At 59.7% G+C, this 17,679-nt stretch carries 12 protein-coding genes and 1 other RNA gene; 3 read left to right on the top strand and 10 right to left on the bottom strand.

Annotation, left to right across the window (positions count from 1 at the left end; all coding sequences use genetic code 11):
• Window positions 1–149 precede the first annotated feature (149 nt).
• From AC3RCM_RS08435 to AC3RCM_RS08390, 10 genes are all read right to left on the bottom strand, one after another.
• A complete protein-coding gene (locus AC3RCM_RS08435; RefSeq protein ID WP_492629505.1) occupies window positions 150–530 on the bottom strand; it encodes a hypothetical protein in 381 nt (126 codons plus the stop codon).
• 83 nt (window positions 531–613) lie between these two features.
• Window positions 614–1,630, bottom strand: a complete 1,017-nt coding sequence (locus AC3RCM_RS08430; protein ID WP_008435491.1) for an IS30 family transposase — start codon at window positions 1,628–1,630, stop codon at window positions 614–616.
• A 70-nt stretch (window positions 1,631–1,700) separates the two neighbouring features.
• Window positions 1,701–2,411 carry an HNH endonuclease gene (locus tag AC3RCM_RS08425; RefSeq protein WP_492629504.1) on the bottom strand — a complete coding sequence of 237 codons (711 nt, stop codon included), beginning with the start codon at window positions 2,409–2,411 and terminating at the stop codon, window positions 1,701–1,703.
• A 137-nt stretch (window positions 2,412–2,548) separates the two neighbouring features.
• Window positions 2,549–3,157 carry a hypothetical protein gene (locus AC3RCM_RS08420; protein ID WP_156343188.1) on the bottom strand — a complete coding sequence of 203 codons (609 nt, stop codon included), beginning with the start codon at window positions 3,155–3,157 and terminating at the stop codon, window positions 2,549–2,551.
• Between the two features lie 5 nt (window positions 3,158–3,162).
• On the bottom strand, window positions 3,163–4,137 hold the full coding sequence (locus AC3RCM_RS08415) for a hypothetical protein (RefSeq protein WP_060519344.1): 975 nt from the start codon (window positions 4,135–4,137) through the stop codon (window positions 3,163–3,165).
• 317 nt (window positions 4,138–4,454) lie between these two features.
• Window positions 4,455–4,551: signal recognition particle sRNA small type (gene ffs / locus AC3RCM_RS08410), an RNA gene on the bottom strand.
• Between the two features lie 224 nt (window positions 4,552–4,775).
• Complete coding sequence (gene ligA / locus AC3RCM_RS08405; protein WP_064493453.1) at window positions 4,776–7,106, bottom strand: NAD-dependent DNA ligase LigA; 2,331 nt, start codon at window positions 7,104–7,106, stop codon at window positions 4,776–4,778.
• A gap of 235 nt (window positions 7,107–7,341) precedes the next feature.
• Window positions 7,342–8,235, bottom strand: a complete 894-nt coding sequence (gene zipA / locus AC3RCM_RS08400; protein ID WP_020193514.1) for a cell division protein ZipA — start codon at window positions 8,233–8,235, stop codon at window positions 7,342–7,344.
• Window positions 8,236–8,439: 204 nt separating this feature from the next.
• Window positions 8,440–11,928, bottom strand: a complete 3,489-nt coding sequence (gene smc, locus AC3RCM_RS08395; protein WP_104886428.1) for a chromosome segregation protein SMC — start codon at window positions 11,926–11,928, stop codon at window positions 8,440–8,442.
• Window positions 11,929–11,931: 3 nt separating this feature from the next.
• Entirely contained in the window at window positions 11,932–12,591 is a 660-nt protein-coding gene (locus tag AC3RCM_RS08390; protein ID WP_064493455.1) for a GntR family transcriptional regulator, read from the bottom strand.
• Between the two features lie 268 nt (window positions 12,592–12,859).
• Between AC3RCM_RS08390 and xdhA the strand changes: the two genes are divergently transcribed.
• From xdhA to xdhC, 3 genes are all read left to right on the top strand, one after another.
• Entirely contained in the window at window positions 12,860–14,314 is a 1,455-nt protein-coding gene (xdhA, locus tag AC3RCM_RS08385; RefSeq protein ID WP_492629503.1) for a xanthine dehydrogenase small subunit, read from the top strand.
• Entirely contained in the window at window positions 14,307–16,706 is a 2,400-nt protein-coding gene (xdhB, locus tag AC3RCM_RS08380) for a xanthine dehydrogenase molybdopterin binding subunit (protein ID WP_064493457.1), read from the top strand. Before xdhA ends, xdhB begins: the two co-directional genes overlap by 8 nt.
• 119 nt (window positions 16,707–16,825) lie before the next feature.
• Complete coding sequence (gene xdhC / locus AC3RCM_RS08375; RefSeq protein ID WP_064493458.1) at window positions 16,826–17,671, top strand: xanthine dehydrogenase accessory protein XdhC; 846 nt, start codon at window positions 16,826–16,828, stop codon at window positions 17,669–17,671.
• Window positions 17,672–17,679 lie beyond the last annotated feature (8 nt).

Raw genomic sequence — 17,679 nt, 5'->3', positions numbered from 1 at the left:
CTTACCTCGTCACACCAAGCCATCCTATCAGAGCTTTGCCCTTTCAGGGATAGCATAAACTATGTTCGATGGCGAGGGCAAACCTCGCTTTAATTTCACGCGACCTAGCCTATTGTCACCAATCAACATCGCTGGCACATCTAGCCCTTCTAACGTAGGCAGCTTCTTGTCAAACCTTGGAACCGATCGAGGTAACCTATAGGCATATGCTCCAAGCTACGCTCTTGAATTAAAGACTTTTTACGATCTTGGTCATTGGGCGTGATATCCAAAAAATACATGGGGTGTCCTGTTATCGCGGTTATAGTAATCCGGTTACCCTGACGGTAGCTTTTGGCACCATCGAACCGGATCATCTCAAACCCCCGCGCATTACCATTAAAGACTCCGACGATGCATTCATCTAAAACTTCTGGAGAGAGCTCGCTAGTATAAATTTTTGCAGGCAGCGCTTCTCTCATTTGATCAATCGACATCATGCCGCAAGAGGCGAGAAAAATGATAGCTATAAGCAGTGTAGCGAATCGCACTACGAAATCTCCTCAACTGAATCAAAGCACAACGCCCCAAACACCTAAAGCATGGGCGGTTGCAGGAGCTGAGTGCAACACAGTTACTGGATTGAGGCGGGAGCCTCGTGATGCTTGGCCATCAGCTCGGTCATGACCTCGATGGGGCACTTGAAACCGAAGCGCTTACGCGGTCGGATGTTCAACTCGTAGGCAATCGCATCCAACTGCTCTTGGCTGCACACCGACAGATCCGTGCCCTTGGGCAGGTACTGGCGGATCAGTCCGTTGATGTTCTCATTGCTGCCGCGCTGCCAGGGGCTGTGCGGGTCGCAGAAGTAAATTGCCACCCCGGTCTTCTGGGTGATTTCCGCGTGACGCGCCATCTCCCGCCCTTGGTCGTAGGTCATGCTCTTGCGGGCCGCCAGCGGCATATGGTTCAGCGCCGAACTGAAGCCTTCCACGGCCGAGGTCGCCGTCGCGTCTTGCATCTTCACCAGCATCAGGTAGCCGCTGGTGCGTTCGACTAGCGTACCCACGGCCGATGCGTTGGCTTTGCCCTTGATCAAGTCGCCCTCCCAATGTCCCGGCATCACGCGATCCTCGATCTCCGGCGGACGCACATGGATGCTGACCATGTCCGGGATCTGGCCACGGCGATCTACGCCGCCAGAACGCGGACGGCGGGAGGTTTTGCCTTGCCGCAGGCAGATGATCAGCTCCTTGCGCAGTTCGCCGACCGGCAGGGCATAGATCGCGTTGTAGATCGTCTCGCGGCAGACGTAGGCGTCTTCGAAGCTTGGGGATTTCATGGTTCGCAGCTTGCCGGCAATCTGCTCGGGAGAAAAGCGCTGTCGCAGCAGGTGGGCGACCAGCTCGAACAATTCGTTGCCGGGCACCAGCTTTTGCCGGGGCCGGCAGGGCAATCGACGATCGCGCATGGCTTGTTGGGCATGCTGGGTGGTGTACTCACCCCGGGCATCACGATTGCGACGGATCTCGCGACTGATCGTTGAGGGGCTGCGGTTGAGCATTCGGGCAATGGCGCGCTGGCTCATGCCACGCAGCAGACTGACCTGGATATCGGAGCGTTCTTCAACGCTGAGTTCGTGATAAGACATGGCAACACCCTACCGGAAAGGTCAGGTGTTGCACTCAGTTTTTGCCGCCGCCATGCAATCTAAAACTATTTTAAATGATTTCTCTAGCCTCTTCTATTGACAACCACTTACCTCTAACCGCCATAGCGCGATGAAGCAAGCGATGGCAGTTAGCACAGAGAAGGGCCATTTCACTAACTTTAGTAGTTGACTCACCCCTTATACTTAATGGCAAGACATGATGGCACTCAAACATTGAATCTCGAATGTCAGGATCAAGATGACAACCATCAATCCTACAAATATCGCACGATAGGCTTCCCGACTTCAGACGGATACGTATAAACTCTTTTCGCAGCTTCGCGCTACGCTCTCGCCGCACATGTAATGCAGTAGCAGCCTTTCCCTCTGGAAATTCCTCTTCGTCATAAGGTTCTGGAAGGTTCTCCATCGCCTCTACTCGTCGTCGGACATCACTCGCTAAACCACTTGTGAGTTCACGGGCCCGACCAAGCTCCAACCATACCTCTCGATCAATTTTTGAAGTATTCTTGAGCCCGACACCTTTATCTACAGCGCGAAGATTTTGAAGTTTGAACAATATACTATCAGGATTTCTAAATGATGCTTCACGCGCTTGCAGTAAGTGGTGTGGGAATGACCGTAATTCATTTGACAACTTGCACACTCTAATGTCATTCACACCGGGAATCTTACCATCACAATGGTGATACAGTTCTAAGGCTAAAATTACCTCATCCCTAGTCCAGCGTGGATTTCCGTGCCCTTTAGTAACAGCCAATTGTCCCTCCTTGGCACAAATAGCATTGAATCATCATTAATACCAGAACGGCATTTGACGAATACTAGCCGTAACCAACCTTAATGTCTTTATTATTGATGCATCAACGACAAGGCCACACACCAATAAATCCGGCATCACTGAATAGCTTTCCAACGAATTGCTGTCATTACAGTATGGTAAACATTGTAAATGAATGACTTCAACTGCATGAGCAGAAAGAAAAAGCCTGTATAAAGCATCACATATGCAGCACCCACCAACCACTCCGAGATTTTCCATGATATTGGGGATAACTGAACAATCGCATGCACCAAGCCTCCCTTAACAGCAAAGACTATTACGAGCAAGCAAAAAACAGTATAACTCAAATAATATATGAACACTCGCATAAAGATAAAAAAGTTATTTTTCAAATACGAGAGTTGCGATTTTTCATGGCGATGCCTAGACATGGCCACCAACATATCCGGCTGACTAATAGTTGCAAAAATCGTGAAACCCGCAAGTATAAAGCCCAAAACAGAGACCACGAGCCCAATAGCCATCGTACTAAATTCACGAACTATCTTAAGCTTATCGTCAAGAGAGATTTCCAGCATGCAATACTGAAGGGATACCAAAACAAAAACGATGAACGTCGCCCAAAAATTAAAAGAGGTTACAGGAATCCGCCTAGCCTTGACATAAATTGCCCATAGGCTTTTCTCATCCATTAGTGCCTTTGGTGACAAATCATCGTTCACTTGACTCACCTTCGATACGGATTAAGTTTAGCAAGGGCCGCCTGAGTTGGAGCAGCAACCTGAATCATTCCATCCCCGACCAACTGAATGAATTTTTGGAACAGTGTAGGCGCGGCATCAGCGGGCGATGTAGATTTTAGCTCAACAAAACTTTTGAGCTGAAAATTTTCATTATCTCCCCGTAACTCAGTTCCAGAACTATCCTTACCCACAAGCGTAACCTTCTGATTACCTTGAACAGTTGCAGCTTGGACTTCTTCGATTACACTTTCTTTATCCAAACCATCAGAGTTTGAGTGCTTGATCGTGGTAGTCTTACTACCGACCTCATCTTTTTGACGCTGAACAGCTTCAAAAAAGCCTTCGTTATCGTGCTCATCATTACGATCCGAGAATTTGTACGTAACCGAGCTGAGTACTTCATACTGACGCACGAACGAATCAATACTTTGAGCCGATGTCAAAGGAATCAACTCCAGAGTAGGTGAGACATTGTCAAGCATCAACTGCCTCTTTGTCACCTTCTCTTTACGCTCCTTTGCAGCATCGTAAACAGAGTCTATGTAAAGTTTATACTTTGCCTTAAGAAAATTTTCGAGAGTAGACTTAAAATTATCGAGATTCGGTGCACCCTTAGTTTCTTTAAGGAATATCAGCCTATGGATATCAAGAACCAGAACAAATATACATGACGGCGATGACTGCATCTCATCATGATCGGCTACCAGCCCATCAGAAGTATAAACCTGCTCTCGCTCGAAGATCATGTCTTTGATGAATCTACCCACGAGCAACACGCGCCCATCAACCGTGACCAACTGGACATTTTCAAAGAAATACTTCGTTTCCGAATACACCCTCCGAAGGGCAGGATCCGAAAAAGCTGGGTACACAATCTCTTCAAAATAGTCAAGGAGATTTCTAGCCCCGAATTTACAAACGAGATTAGCCATCTCGACCGGGTATTGGCGCTTAGACATTAGGTCCCTCTAACTGAGCTTGGAGTTCTGATAGCTATTTGATAGCTAACTTTAGCGACACCAACCAGCTTTGTCACTGTAGTCGGTAGCCTAAGCATAAGGAAAGCCACTGCAAAATTGGCCGGAAACGATGATTACAGCCGCAAGCACACGAAAGCGCGTCCATGCAACCTAAAGTTGCGTAGTGGCTGATCTGTAGGATACAAGGTAGGATGCTAAGCACAGTGCACACTCAGGTGTACTACGGCACTGGTCCACTTTGAGATTTTTGAGCGAGAAAGTCCTTTAGAATTAAGGACTTACAGAAATGGAGGCGGCCCCACCAGCCACACCCCGGCACTCGATGTTCCCGCTATGGCTGCTCCCTTCCGGGCCTGACCAGGTTAACGGGTAATCAATGCGGGGGGACCGATGGGGCCACCACAACATGCCTCGCTGAGCAGCGAGTGGCGCCATTGTACCGGTCTTTGGAGCAGATACAACCACTGAGGCAGAAAAAGTCATCATTTCTCAATGACTTGTCAGGGTCGAGATGGCCTGGACGGGCCTCTTCGCGGGTAAACCCGCTCCTACGGGCGACCGCGCTGGCTTTTCAAGTTTTGAGCAAGACAGTTGCCCCCCACAGGGGGCACGGATGCCTAGACCGCTATGCCCTGTTCGGCCAGGAATGTGACGAAGGCATCTTCGTCCAGTACCTTCACACCCAGCTCAGCAGCCTTGGCCAGCTTGGAACCTGCCCCCGGCCCTGCCACCACGCAGTGGGTCTTGCCGGAAACGGAACCGGCAACCTTGGCCCCCAGGCTTTCCAGCTTGTCCTTGGCAATGTCGCGGCTCATGCGCTCCAGCGTACCGGTCAGCACCCAGGTCTGGCCGGCCAGCGGCAAGCCTTCGGCCACCTTCTTCTCGCTGCTCCAGTGCATGCCGAACGCCAGCAGCTGCGCTTCGATGTCCCGGGCCAGTTTCTGGTTTGCTTCATCCTTGAAGAACTCACGCACTGCGTCGGCCTGCTTGGCCGCCAGGGCCTGGCGCAGGTCAATGCCGTCGGCGGCGATGATCTTGTCCAGGCTGTCGAGCCTGGCCACCAACTTCTCGGCACCGGTCGGGCCGACGGAGGCAATGTCGAGCTTGGCGATCATCCCGGCCAAGGTGGTGCTGGCGGCAAATTCGGCAGCCAGTTCGCCTTCGTCCTGCAACTGCATACCGCTGTCGAGCAGTTGCTGGATAACCTTCTGGTTGTGCTCGTCTTCAAAGAAGTTGTGGATCTCGTAGGCCACTTCGAGACCGATGTCCGGCAAATAGGTCAGCACCTGCGGCAATGCCTGCTGCACGCGCGCCAGGCTGCCCAGCGAGCGGGCCAGCACCTTGGCGGTCTCCTCGCCGACATCCGGGATGCCCAGCGCGTAGATGAAGCGCGCCAGGCTCGGGCGCTTGCTGGCTTCAATGGCATCCAGCAGCTTCTGGGTAGACACCTCGGCGAAGCCTTCCAGGCCGACGATCTGCTCGAACTGCAGCTTGTACAGGTCAGCCGGCGAGCCGATCAGGCCTTCATCCACCAACTGCTCGACGCTCTTCTCACCCAGACCGTCGATGTCCATGGCACGGCGCGACACATAATGAATGATCGCCTGCTTGAGCTGGGCGCCACAGGCCAGGCGGCCGACACAGCGGTACACCGCACCTTCGCTGGTGGTTTCCTTGCCCTTGCTGCGCTTTACCAGCCGGGTACGCTCGACCTGCGAGCCACAGACCGGGCATGCGCTTGGCACCTCTACCGGGCGGGCGCCTTGCGGACGACGCTCCAGCACCACCTGCATCACCTGCGGGATCACGTCGCCGGCCCTGCGAATGATCACCGTGTCGCCGATACGCAGGCCCAGGCGGGCGATTTCGTCCATGTTGTGCAGGGTGGCGTTGGACACCGTCACACCGGCCACCTTGACCGGCTTCAGGCGCGCCACAGGCGTGACTGCACCCGTGCGGCCAACCTGGAACTCGACATCCAGCACCTCGGTCAGCTCTTCCATGGCCGGGAACTTGTGGGCAATCGCCCAGCGCGGCTCACGGGCGCGGAAGCCCAGCTCGCGCTGGGCGGCCAGGCTGTTGACCTTGAACACTACCCCGTCGATCTCATACGGCAGGCTGTTACGCCGCTCGCCAATGTCGCGGTAGTAGGCCAGGCATTCTTCGATGCCCGCCGCATGCTTGAGCTCGCGGCTGATCGGCAGGCCCCAGGCCTTGAGTTGCTCGAGGATGCCGATGTGGCTGTCGCCGATGCTCTCGGACACCTGGCCAACGCCATAGCAGCAGAACTCCAGCGGGCGGCTGGCGGTAATTTTCGAATCCAGCTGGCGCAGGCTGCCAGCGGCAGCGTTGCGCGGGTTGGCGAAGGTCTTGCCACCGGCCTCGGCCTGGGCGGCATTGAGCCGGTCGAAGCCGGCCTTGCTCATGTACACCTCGCCGCGCACCTCCAGCACCGCCGGCCAGCCCTTGCCCTGCAACTTGAGCGGGATGTTGCGCACGGTGCGTACGTTGGCACTGATGTCTTCGCCAGTGGTGCCGTCGCCACGGGTGGCACCCTGCACCAGCTGGCCGTCGCGGTATAGCAGGCTCACGGCCAGGCCATCGAGCTTGGGTTCGCAGCTGTAGTCGACCGCGCCAGGCTGATCGAGGCCTTCTACCACGCGACGGCCGAACTCACGCAGGTCGGCTTCTTCGAAGGCGTTGCCCAGGCTGAGCATCGGCACTTCGTGGCGCACCTGGCTGAACGCAGCCAAGGCAGCTCCACCCACACGCTGGGTGGGCGAGTCGGGGGTTACCAGGTGCGGGTGTTCGGCTTCCAGCGCCTTGAGCTCGTTGAACAGGCGGTCGTATTCGGCATCAGGCACGCTGGGCTCGTCGAGCACGTAGTAGCGATAGTTATGCTGATCGAGCTCGGCACGCAGTTCGAGGATACGGGTTTCGGCGGTCATGGGATTGTCTTCTCTTGCAAAGCAAAAGAGCAGCTTGGGGTGGTGCGTGGGGTTCCAGGTGTCTGTTGACTGTGCCGGCCTCTTCGCGGGTAAACCCGCTCCTACAAGGGCGTCACATGCCCTAGGGCGGTGATGTACCTGTAGGAGCGGGTTTACCCGCGAAGAGGCCGGCACAGGCAACGACGATACCCGAACCGGCCAGCACGCCCTCAGGCTGCTCTTTCGTCTGGATCTGTCAGCGTTTCTGGGTCAGCGCACGGCGCTCGAACTCGACGATACGCTGGCGGTAGTGCTCGATGGTCTGGGCAGTCAGCACGCTGCGCTGGTCATCCTTGAGCTCACCGTTCAGTTCGTGGGCCAGCTTGCGTGCCGCAGCAACCATCACGTCGAAAGCCTGCTTCGGATGACGCGGGCCCGGCAAACCGAGGAAGAAGCTCACCGCGCGGGTGCTGAAGTGATCGATGTCGTCCAGGTCGAACACGCCAGGCTTGACTGCGTTGGCCATCGAGAACAGCACCTCGCCGTGACCGGCCATGCTCTCGTGGCGGTGGAAGATGTCCATTTCGCCGAAGCGCAAGCCGCTTTCCAGGATGTTCTGCAACAACGCCGGGCCCTTGAAGCCACCCTCGTCGCGCGAGATCACGCTGATGACCAGCACCTCTTCGGCAGGTGGCAACTCCTTGACGCTGTTGCTGGCAGGCGCTGCGCCGCTGCTACGGTTGTTGTCGGCGGCAAAGTCGTCATCGCTGTCGGCAAACAGGTCGGGCTCGCGCGGCTCGGCGCTCAGGTTCAGGTCACCCTGCTGCACATCGGCAGCCGCACTGGCACGCTTGCCGCGCTTGCTGGCCTTGACCGGCTTGGGCTCACGCTCGCGATCACGCGCAGACGCGCTGAGCGACGGCAGGTCGCTTTCGTCCAGCTCAGGCTCCTTGTGGGTATCGAGCACTCGCGACGGGCCGAGCACTTCGGCACTGCCACCCTCTTCGTCCGGCAGGTTGGAATAACTGCGATCCAGACGGAATTTCAACTTGCCTTTCCCGCCGCGCATGCGGCGCCAGCCGTCGAAAAGAATCCCGGCGATAACAATGATGCCGATGAGGATCAGCCACTCGCGCAGACCGATTTCCATGTAATCCCGTGCCTCTATAAAAATATGCTTGAAAACAAAGGGTTCAAAGCCCTTTAACACGTGGCGCCAACTCTATGTTCTGACAGGCGTTTTACCCACGCAAAAAACGAGTGACATTAAGCTAGCACGACCAAAGACAACTTTACACCGTCTGTCGCACACGGCGGGGCATTTCGCTGCAGAATGTGCCCCTATCGTCGTGCATCAAGCGTCGACCATGGCCATGGCCGCCTCCACATCAACCGCAACAAGGCGTGAACAACCTGGTTCATGCATGGTCACCCCCATCAATTGGTCCGCCATCTCCATGGCAATCTTGTTATGGGTGATGTAGATGAACTGCACGCTTTCACTCATTTCCTTGACCAGACGCGCGTAGCGCCCGACGTTGGCATCGTCCAGCGGTGCATCGACCTCGTCGAGCATGCAGAACGGTGCGGGGTTCAACTTGAAGATGGCAAACACCAGCGCCAAAGCGGTCAGTGCCTTCTCGCCGCCGGACAGCAGATGGATGGTGCTGTTCTTCTTGCCCGGCGGTCGCGCCATGATCGTTACCCCTGTATCGAGTAGATCTTCGCCCGTCAGTTCCAGATAAGCGCTGCCACCACCGAAAACTTTTGGGAAAAGTGCCTGTAATCCGGCATTTATCTGATCAAAGGTATCCTTGAAGCGGTTGCGGGTTTCCTTGTCGATCTTGCGGATGACGTTTTCGAGGGTCTCCAGCGCTTCGACCAGGTCGGCGTCCTGGGCGTCCAGGTAACGTTTGCGCTCGGACTGCTGCTCGTATTCTTCGATGGCCGCCAGGTTGATCGCCCCCAGGCGCTGGATGCGCGCTTCAAGCTGTTCCAGCTCCTGCTCGGTGCCCTGCTCGCTGGCCTCGGCTTCCAGGGTGGCGAGCACGCCTTGCAGGTCATAGCCGTCGGCCAGCAACTGTTCCTGCAAGGTCTTGCGCCGCACATCCAGGCCCTGGCACTCCAGGCGCAGCTGCTCCAGTTGACCACGCAGCAGCTGGGCCTGCTGCTCGGCCTGGGTGCGGCGTTTTTCGGCATCGCGCAGTTCGCGGTCAGCTTCGTCCATGTGCAGGCGAGCCAGGCGCATTTCCTCGTCGACGCTCATGCGCCGCTCCAGCAGCTCCTCCAGCTTCAGACGCAGTTCTTCCTGCGGGGCTTCACCCTCCTCCAGGTTCAGGCTCAGTTGTTCCTGGCGTTCGGTCAGGCGCGCAGCTTGCTGCTCCAGACGCTCCAGCGCCTGGCGGGTAGAGTCGTGCTGGGCACGCAGCGACCCCAGACGCACCGCCAGCTGGTGAGCGTGGTCCTTGTGCTGGCGGGCCTCCTGACGCACCCGGTCAAGGCTTTCGCGCAGGGTGTCGCGGCGGGCCATCAACTGTTCGCGCTGCTCGGTGTCCTGGGCCATGAGCTCCAAAGCCTCTTGCAGCAGCAGGCGTGCTTCGCCCAGTTGCTCGTGTTCCAGGGCGCGCTGTTCTTCCAGCTCGCTCAGCTCTTCGTGCAAGCGGCGGCGTCGCAGCTCGACCTGCTCGGCGCGCGCGCGGCTGGCCGAAAGACTGGCCTTCAGCTCGCCGTGCAGGCGGTTTTCATCCTGGGTGCGGCGGCGCAACTGTTCGCGCTGCTCCTCCAGGTCCAGTTGCTGCTCGCGCAGGGCCTGCAACTGTTGATCGAGTTGCTCCAGCGCCGCTTCCTGTTCCAGTTGTTCCTGGCCCAGGCGTTCGATTTCCTGGCCGCGCGCCAGCACGCCGCCTTCGGCCTCGCCACCCCGGCGTACCCGCAGGAAGTGCCGGCCGACCCAGTAGCCATCGCGACTGACCAGGCTCTGCCCTTCGCCGAGCGCCCCGCGCTGCTCCAGTGCCTGAGCCAGGTCTTCCACAGGCCTGACCTGGCCCAGCCAGGGCGTCAGGTCGATACGGCCCTCGACCTTCTCCAGCAAGCTGCCGGGCAAGGTCGCCCCCGCGCCGAGGGCCAGCAGCAAGCGCAGCTCACCCTGTTCCAGGCCGGCAAAATCGAGGTCGTTGAAATCGTCCACCAGCACAGCCTGCAGATCGGCGCCAAGCACCGTCTCTACCGCCAGCTCCCAACCCGGCTCCACCCGCAAGCCTTCGGCCAGCCGCGGCTGTTGCTCCAGCCCTTGGCCGTGCAGCCATTGCGCAGCACCTGCGCCCGGCTCCAGGGCGGCCTGCTGCAAGGCTTCAAGCGAGGCCAGGCGCCCACCCAGGCGCTGCAGGTCGCCCTGTGCCTGCTGTTGCGCCTGGGTGGCCTGCTGCAGTTGCTCGCGCGCGCTTTCCAGGCGCTCGATCACCTGCTCTTCGGAGAGCTGCAGTTCTTCCAGCAGCATTTCGCTGCTGGCCAGTTGCTCGGCCAGTTCGAGCATGGCGGCATCCTGCGGGTCGCTGCCCAGTTGCTCGCGCTCCTCGACCAACTTACGCTGGCGCTCGGCCTGGCGCTCAAGGCTGGTTTCCAGCTGCTGCAGGCGCGCCTGCTGCACTTCGGCCTGGCGGCGCGGTTCGGCGGAGCGGCTGTTGAAGCTGTCCCACTGTTCCTGCCAGCCGTGCATGCCCAGCTCGGCCTCTTCAAGCGCGGCAGCGGCTTCCTCGGCAGCAGCCAGGGTCATTTCCTGCTCGGGTTCGAGCATGGCCAGCTCTTCGCCCAAAGTCGCCAGCAGGGTACGGTCGTGCCCCAGGTGCGATTCGGTTTCCAGGCGTGTGCGCTCGGCTTCCTTGAAGTCGTCCTGCAACTGCCGCAGGCGCTGCTGGCCGTGCTGAATGCTCTGCTCGACCCGGGCGATGTCACCGGCAACCGAGTAGAAACGACCCTGCACCTGGTTGAAGCGTTCGGACAGTTCGTGATGACCGTCGCGCAGGCGTTCGATACTGGCATCGGCATTGCGCTGCTCGGCCACCAGTGCCTCGTGAGAAACGCCCTGATCGCCGATCACCGATTCGCGCTGGCGTACTTGTTCGTCCAGGTCTCGCCAGCGCAAGGCAGACAGGCGCGCTTTCATCTGCCGCTCCTGAGCCTTGTACTCACGGTACTTCTCGGCTGCCTGGGCCTGGCGATGCAGACGCTCCAGCTGGCGCTCGAGCTCTTCGCGCAGGTCGGTCAGGCGCGCCAGGTTTTCCTGGGTGCGGCGGATGCGGTTCTCGGTTTCGCGGCGGCGCTCCTTGTATTTGGAAATGCCAGCCGCTTCCTCGATGAAATTGCGCAGCTCCTCGGGCTTGGCCTCGATCAGCTTGGAGATCATGCCCTGCTCGATGATCGAGTAGCTGCGCGGCCCCAGACCCGTCCCAAGGAAAATATCCGTGATGTCACGCCGGCGGCACTTGGTGCCGTTGAGGTAATAGCTGTTCTGCCCGTCGCGGGTAACCTTGCGGCGGATCGAAATCTCGGCGTAGGCGGCATACTCGCCGACCAGGGTGGTTTCGCTGTTGTCGAACACCAGCTCGATACTGGCCTGGCTGACCGGCTTGCGGCCACTGGAGCCGTTGAAGATGACGTCGGTCATCGACTCGCCGCGCAGGTTTTTCGCCGAACTTTCGCCCATCACCCAACGCACCGCGTCGATGATATTGGACTTGCCGCAGCCGTTTGGCCCGACCACCGCCGCCATGTTGCTGGGGAAGTTGACCGTGGTCGGGTCGACGAACGACTTGAACCCGGCCAGGCGAATGCACTTCAGGCGCATCGGTCAGCCTCTGGCCAGTGCCGCCAGCACCAGTTCGCAGCTGCGCTGGCCATAGGCGGTGAGCACCTCGCGAATGCGCGGCAGGTCACGCGAGACCACGGCTTCGAGCAAGCGGGCGAACAGGTCGAGATAGTCGATCATGTTGGCCTGGCGCTGGTCCAGCGACAGGTAATAGGCACGGCTCATGGCCGGCTGCAGGTTTTCCACGGTTTCCTGCAGGAACGGGTTGTCGGCGAACGGATAGGCCGCACGCATGACCGCAAAACTGTCGGCGACGAAGGTCTTGATGTCGAGCTGGTCATGGGCACGCTGCAGCCGCTGCTGGATTTCCAGAAACGGGCGCAGGTCGGCTTCGGTGCGCCATTTTTGCGCAACCGCATTGCCCAGCAGGATGTAAAACTCGCCCATCAGCGAGCACAGGCTGCGAACGCTGCGCTCGTCCAGCACGGTCACATGGGCACCCCGGCGCGGCAGGATCGCCACCAGATGGCGGCGCTCGAGGATCAGCAGTGCTTCGCGCACCGAGCCGCGGCTGACGTTGAGCGCCTGGGTAACTTTCTGCTCCTGGATACGTTCGCCTGGCGCCAGCTCGCCGCGGATGATGCGTTCGGCCAGATAATCGGCAATCTGCTCGGAGAGGCTGTCCGGGGCCTTGAACGTCATGGTTTTCCTTCAAAATCATTGAACTGGGCACAAGGGGCGAATTGTAGCGTACTTGGGCGGTAATCGCGCAGAGGGGCCAGGTGGTTTATTTGACCTGTCAGACAGCCTCGCGCCCGGCGCGATCTATGCTTGTAATAGAGGCAGTGTGTGCGGCTGGGCATGGACATGTGCATTTTCTTGACCCTTGAGTCAGAAAAATATTGACCTGCTAGACAGGTCTTGCTTAGAGTCCGCCCAACAACAATAAAACCATTGCGAGGCCTTCCCCGTGATCCAGTTTCTCGTCAACCAGGAGCTGCGTAGTGAGCACGCCCTGGACCCTAACATGACGGTGCTGCAGTACCTGCGCGAGCACCTGGGCAAAACCGGCACCAAGGAGGGCTGCGCCAGTGGAGACTGCGGCGCTTGCACCGTGGTGGTCGGCGAACTGATCCAGGACGACCTGGGTAACGACAGCCTGCGCTACCGCAGCCTCAATTCGTGCCTGACCTTTGTGTCGTCGCTGCACGGCAAGCAACTGATCAGCGTCGAGGGGCTCAAACAACAGGGCCAACTGCACAGCGTTCAACAAGCGATGGCAGACTGCCACGGATCGCAATGCGGCTTCTGCACGCCCGGCTTCGTCATGTCACTGTTTGCCCTGCAAAAGAACAGCAGCGTCCCCGACCTGCATCAGGCCCAGGAAGCCCTGGCTGGCAACCTGTGCCGCTGCACCGGTTACCGACCGATCCTCGACGCCGCCGAGCAGAGCTGCCGCCAGCCCTGCCGCGACCAGTTCGATACCCAGCAGGCGCAAACCATCAGCCGCCTCAAGGCCATTGCCCCGACCCAGACCGGCGAGCTGAACAGCGGCGACAAGCGCTGCCTGGTGCCGCTGACCGTGGCGGATCTGGCCGACCTGTACAGCTCGCACCCCGAAGCGCGATTGCTGGCCGGTGGTACAGACCTGGCGCTGGAAGTCACCCAGTTCCACAAGACCTTGCCGGTGATGATCTACGTCGGCCATGTGGCAGAACTCAAGCGCATCGAGAAAACCGCCAGCCACCTGGAGATCGGCGCCGCCACGCCACTGACTGACTGCTACGCCGCGCTGAACGAGGAGTACCCTGACTTCGGGGCACTGCTTCACCGCTTCGCCTCGCTGCAGATCCGCAACCAGGGCACCCTCGGCGGCAACATCGGCAACGCCTCGCCAATCGGCGACTCGCCACCCCTGCTGATCGCCCTGGACGCGCAGGTGGTGCTGCGCCAGGGTGAACGCCAACGGGTTATGCCGCTGGAAGACTACTTCATCGACTACCGCATCACAGCTCGCCAGGACAGCGAGTTCATCGAGAAGATCATCGTGCCGCGCGCCACCCGTGACTGGGCGTTCCGCGCCTATAAAGTGTCCAAGCGTCTGGACGACGACATCTCCGCCGTGTGCGCAGCCTTCAACCTCAGCATCGAAGACGGAGTGGTCAGCGGTGTGCGTATCGCCTTCGGCGGCATGGCGGCGATTCCCAAGCGCGCCCGCGCCTGTGAGGCGGCGCTGCGCGGCAAGCCGTGGGACCAGGCTGCCATCGAGCGCGCCTGCCAGGCCCTGGCCGAGGACTTCACCCCGCTCAGCGACTTCCGCGCCAGCAAGGAATACCGCCTGCTGACCGCGCAGAACCTGCTGCGCAAGTATTTCATCGAACAGCAAACACCGTACATCGAAACCCGGGTGACCGCTTATGTCTAACCATCACGTAGCCAAGAGCCAGGCCGAGATGGCCGAACTGTTCAGCCAGGACCTGACCACCGGGGTCGGCCGCAGCGTCAAGCACGACAGCGCCGACAAGCATGTATCGGGGGAGGCGCTGTACATTGACGATCGCCTGGAATTCCCTAACCAGTTGCATGTATATGCGCGTACCGCCGACCGCGCCCATGCGCGCATCCTGCGCATCGACACCACGCCGTGCTATGCCTTCGAGGGTGTGCGTATCGCCATCACCCACGAAGACATCCCCGGCCTGAAGGACATCGGCCCGGTGGTGGCCGGCGACCCGCTGCTGGCCATCGACAAGGTCGAGTTCTTCGGCCAGCCGGTGCTCGCTGTCGCTGCCCGCGATCTTGAAACCGCACGCAAAGCGGCCATGGCCGCCATCGTCGAGTACGAAGACCTGGAACCGGTGCTGGATGTGGTCGAGGCGCTGCGCAAGAAGCACTTCGTGCTCGATAGCCACACCCATCAGCGCGGCGATTCGGCTGCCGCCCTGGCCAGCGCCCCGCATCGCATTCAGGGCACCCTGCACATCGGCGGCCAGGAGCACTTCTACCTGGAAACGCAGATTTCCTCGGTCATGCCTACCGAAGACGGCGGCATGATCGTCTACTGCTCCACCCAGAACCCCACCGAAGTGCAGAAACTGGTCGCCGAAGTACTCGACGTGCCGATGAACAAGGTGGTGCTGGACATGCGCCGCATGGGCGGCGGTTTTGGCGGCAAGGAAACCCAGGCCGCCAGTCCGGCATGCTTGTGCGCGGTAATCGCGCGCCTGACCGGCCAGCCAACCAAGATGCGCCTGCCGCGGGTCGAAGACATGACCATGACCGGCAAGCGCCACCCGTTCTACGTCGAGTATGACGTGGGCTTCGACGACAACGGCCGGCTGCACGGTATCAATTTCGACCTGGCTGGCAACTGTGGCTATTCGCCCGACCTGTCCGGTTCGATCGTCGACCGTGCCATGTTCCACTCCGACAACGCTTACTACCTGGGCGATGCCACCGTCCACGGCCACCGCTGCAAGACCAACACCGCCTCCAACACCGCCTACCGCGGCTTTGGCGGCCCACAGGGCATGGTCGCCATCGAGCAGGTGATGGACCATATCGCCCGTCATCTGGGCCGCGACCCGCTGGCCGTGCGCAAGGCCAACTATTACGGCAAGACCGAACGCAACGTCACCCACTACTACCAGACCGTCGAGCACAACATGCTCGAAGAGATGACCGCCGAGCTGGAGGCCAGCAGCGACTACGCCGAGCGACGCGAGTCGATCCGCCGCTTCAACGCCAACAGCCCGATCCTGAAGAAAGGCCTGGCACTGACACCGGTCAAGTTCGGCATTTCGTTCACCGCCACCTTCCTCAACCAGGCCGGTGCACTGATCCATATCTACACCGACGGCAGCATTCACCTGAACCACGGCGGCACCGAAATGGGCCAGGGCCTGAACACCAAGGTGGCCCAGGTGGTGGCGCAGATCTTCCAGGTGGATTTCAGCCGCATCCAGATCACCGCTACCAACACCGACAAGGTGCCTAACACCTCGCCTACGGCTGCTTCCAGCGGCGCCGACCTGAACGGCAAGGCGGCGCAGAACGCCGCCGAAATCCTCAAGAAACGCCTGACCGAGTTTGCCGCACGGCACTATCAAGTGACCGAGGAAGACGTCGAGTTCCGCAACGGCCATGTGCGGGTGCGCGACCAGATCGTCAGCTTCGAGCAACTGGTGCAGCAGGCCTACTTCGCCCAGGTGTCGCTGTCCAGCACAGGGTTCTACCGCACGCCGAAGATCTTCTACGACCGCAGCCAGGCCCGCGGCCGGCCGTTCTACTACTTCGCCTTTGGCGCTGCCTGCGTGGAAGTGATCGTCGATACGCTGACCGGCGAATACAAGATGTTGCGCGCCGACATCCTGCATGACGTGGGCGATTCGCTGAACCCTGCGATCGACATCGGCCAGGTGGAGGGCGGTTTCATCCAGGGCATGGGCTGGCTGACCACCGAAGAGCTGGTGTGGAACGCCAAAGGCAAGCTGATGACCAACGGCCCGGCCAGCTACAAGATCCCGGCCGTGGCCGACATGCCACTGGACCTGCGAGTGAAGCTGGTGGAGAACCGCAAGAACCCGGAAGACACCGTGTTCCACTCCAAGGCCGTGGGCGAGCCCCCGTTCATGCTCGGCATTGCTGCCTGGTGTGCAATCAAGGATGCCGTGGCCAGCCTGGCTGATTACCGCGTGCAGCCGCAGGTGGATGCGCCGGCAACGCCAGAGCGGGTGCTGTGGGGCTGCGAGCAGATGCGCAAGGCAGTGGCTGAAACACAGTCGCGCGAACGGGAACTGGAAACCATCACCCCCTGACAACGCAAGGCCCTTGTAGGAGCGGGTTTACCCGCGAATGCGATAGTGGCTTGACCGCCGCATTCGCGGGTAAACCCGCTCCTACCAGGGTCGGCAGCATGGCTTAGAGAGGTTGCATCATGCACCAATGGATCAACGCCCTCGCCGACCACCAGTCCCGTGGCGAAGCCTGCGTGCTGGTGACCATCATCGAAGAGCGCGGCTCTACCCCGCGCAACGCAGGCTCGAAGATGGTGGTCAGCGCCAGCGGCCTGTTCGACACCATCGGCGGCGGCCACCTGGAATACAAGGCGCTGCACATCGCCCGGCAAATGCTCGAAGAGCAGCGCACCACCCCGCACCTGGAGCGCTTCAGCCTCGGTGCCAGCCTGGGCCAGTGTTGCGGCGGCGCCACCGTGCTGCTGTTCGAGCCGATGGCAGCGGTACAGGCGCAGATCGCCGTGTTCGGCGCGGGCCATGTCGGCAGGGCTCTGGTACCCTTGCTCGCCGCGCTCCCCTGCCGGGTGCGCTGGATCGACTCGCGTGAACAGGAATTCCCCGAACTCATCCCCAATGGGGTGACCAAGGTCGTCAGTGAGGAACCGGTCGACGAAATCGCAGACCTGCCGCCCGGCAGCTACTGCATCGTCATGACCCACAACCACCAGCTCGACCTGGAACTGACCGCCGCCATTCTCAAGCGCAACGATTTCACCTGGTTCGGCCTGATCGGCTCGAAGACCAAACGGGTCAAGTTCGAGCACCGCCTGCGCGAACGAGGCTTCGACGAGGCCGTGATGGCACGCATGCGCTGCCCGATGGGCCTGGCCGAGGTCAAAGGCAAGCTGCCCATCGAGATCGCCGTGTCCATCGCCGGTGAAATCATTGCCACTTACAACGCCTGCTTCGGCCAGCACGACGCTGCCGCCAATGCCGGCCCCATCGCCCAGTTGCTGCCGCCCTCCCGGCGCAGCCAAGCCATTTGACGAGTGTG

It is taken from the genome of Pseudomonas sp. GW823-FHT05G12, from assembly GCF_058795575.1.
The sequence above is the reverse complement of the archived record's forward strand: the minus strand, read 5'-3'. Positions and strand labels throughout refer to the sequence as shown.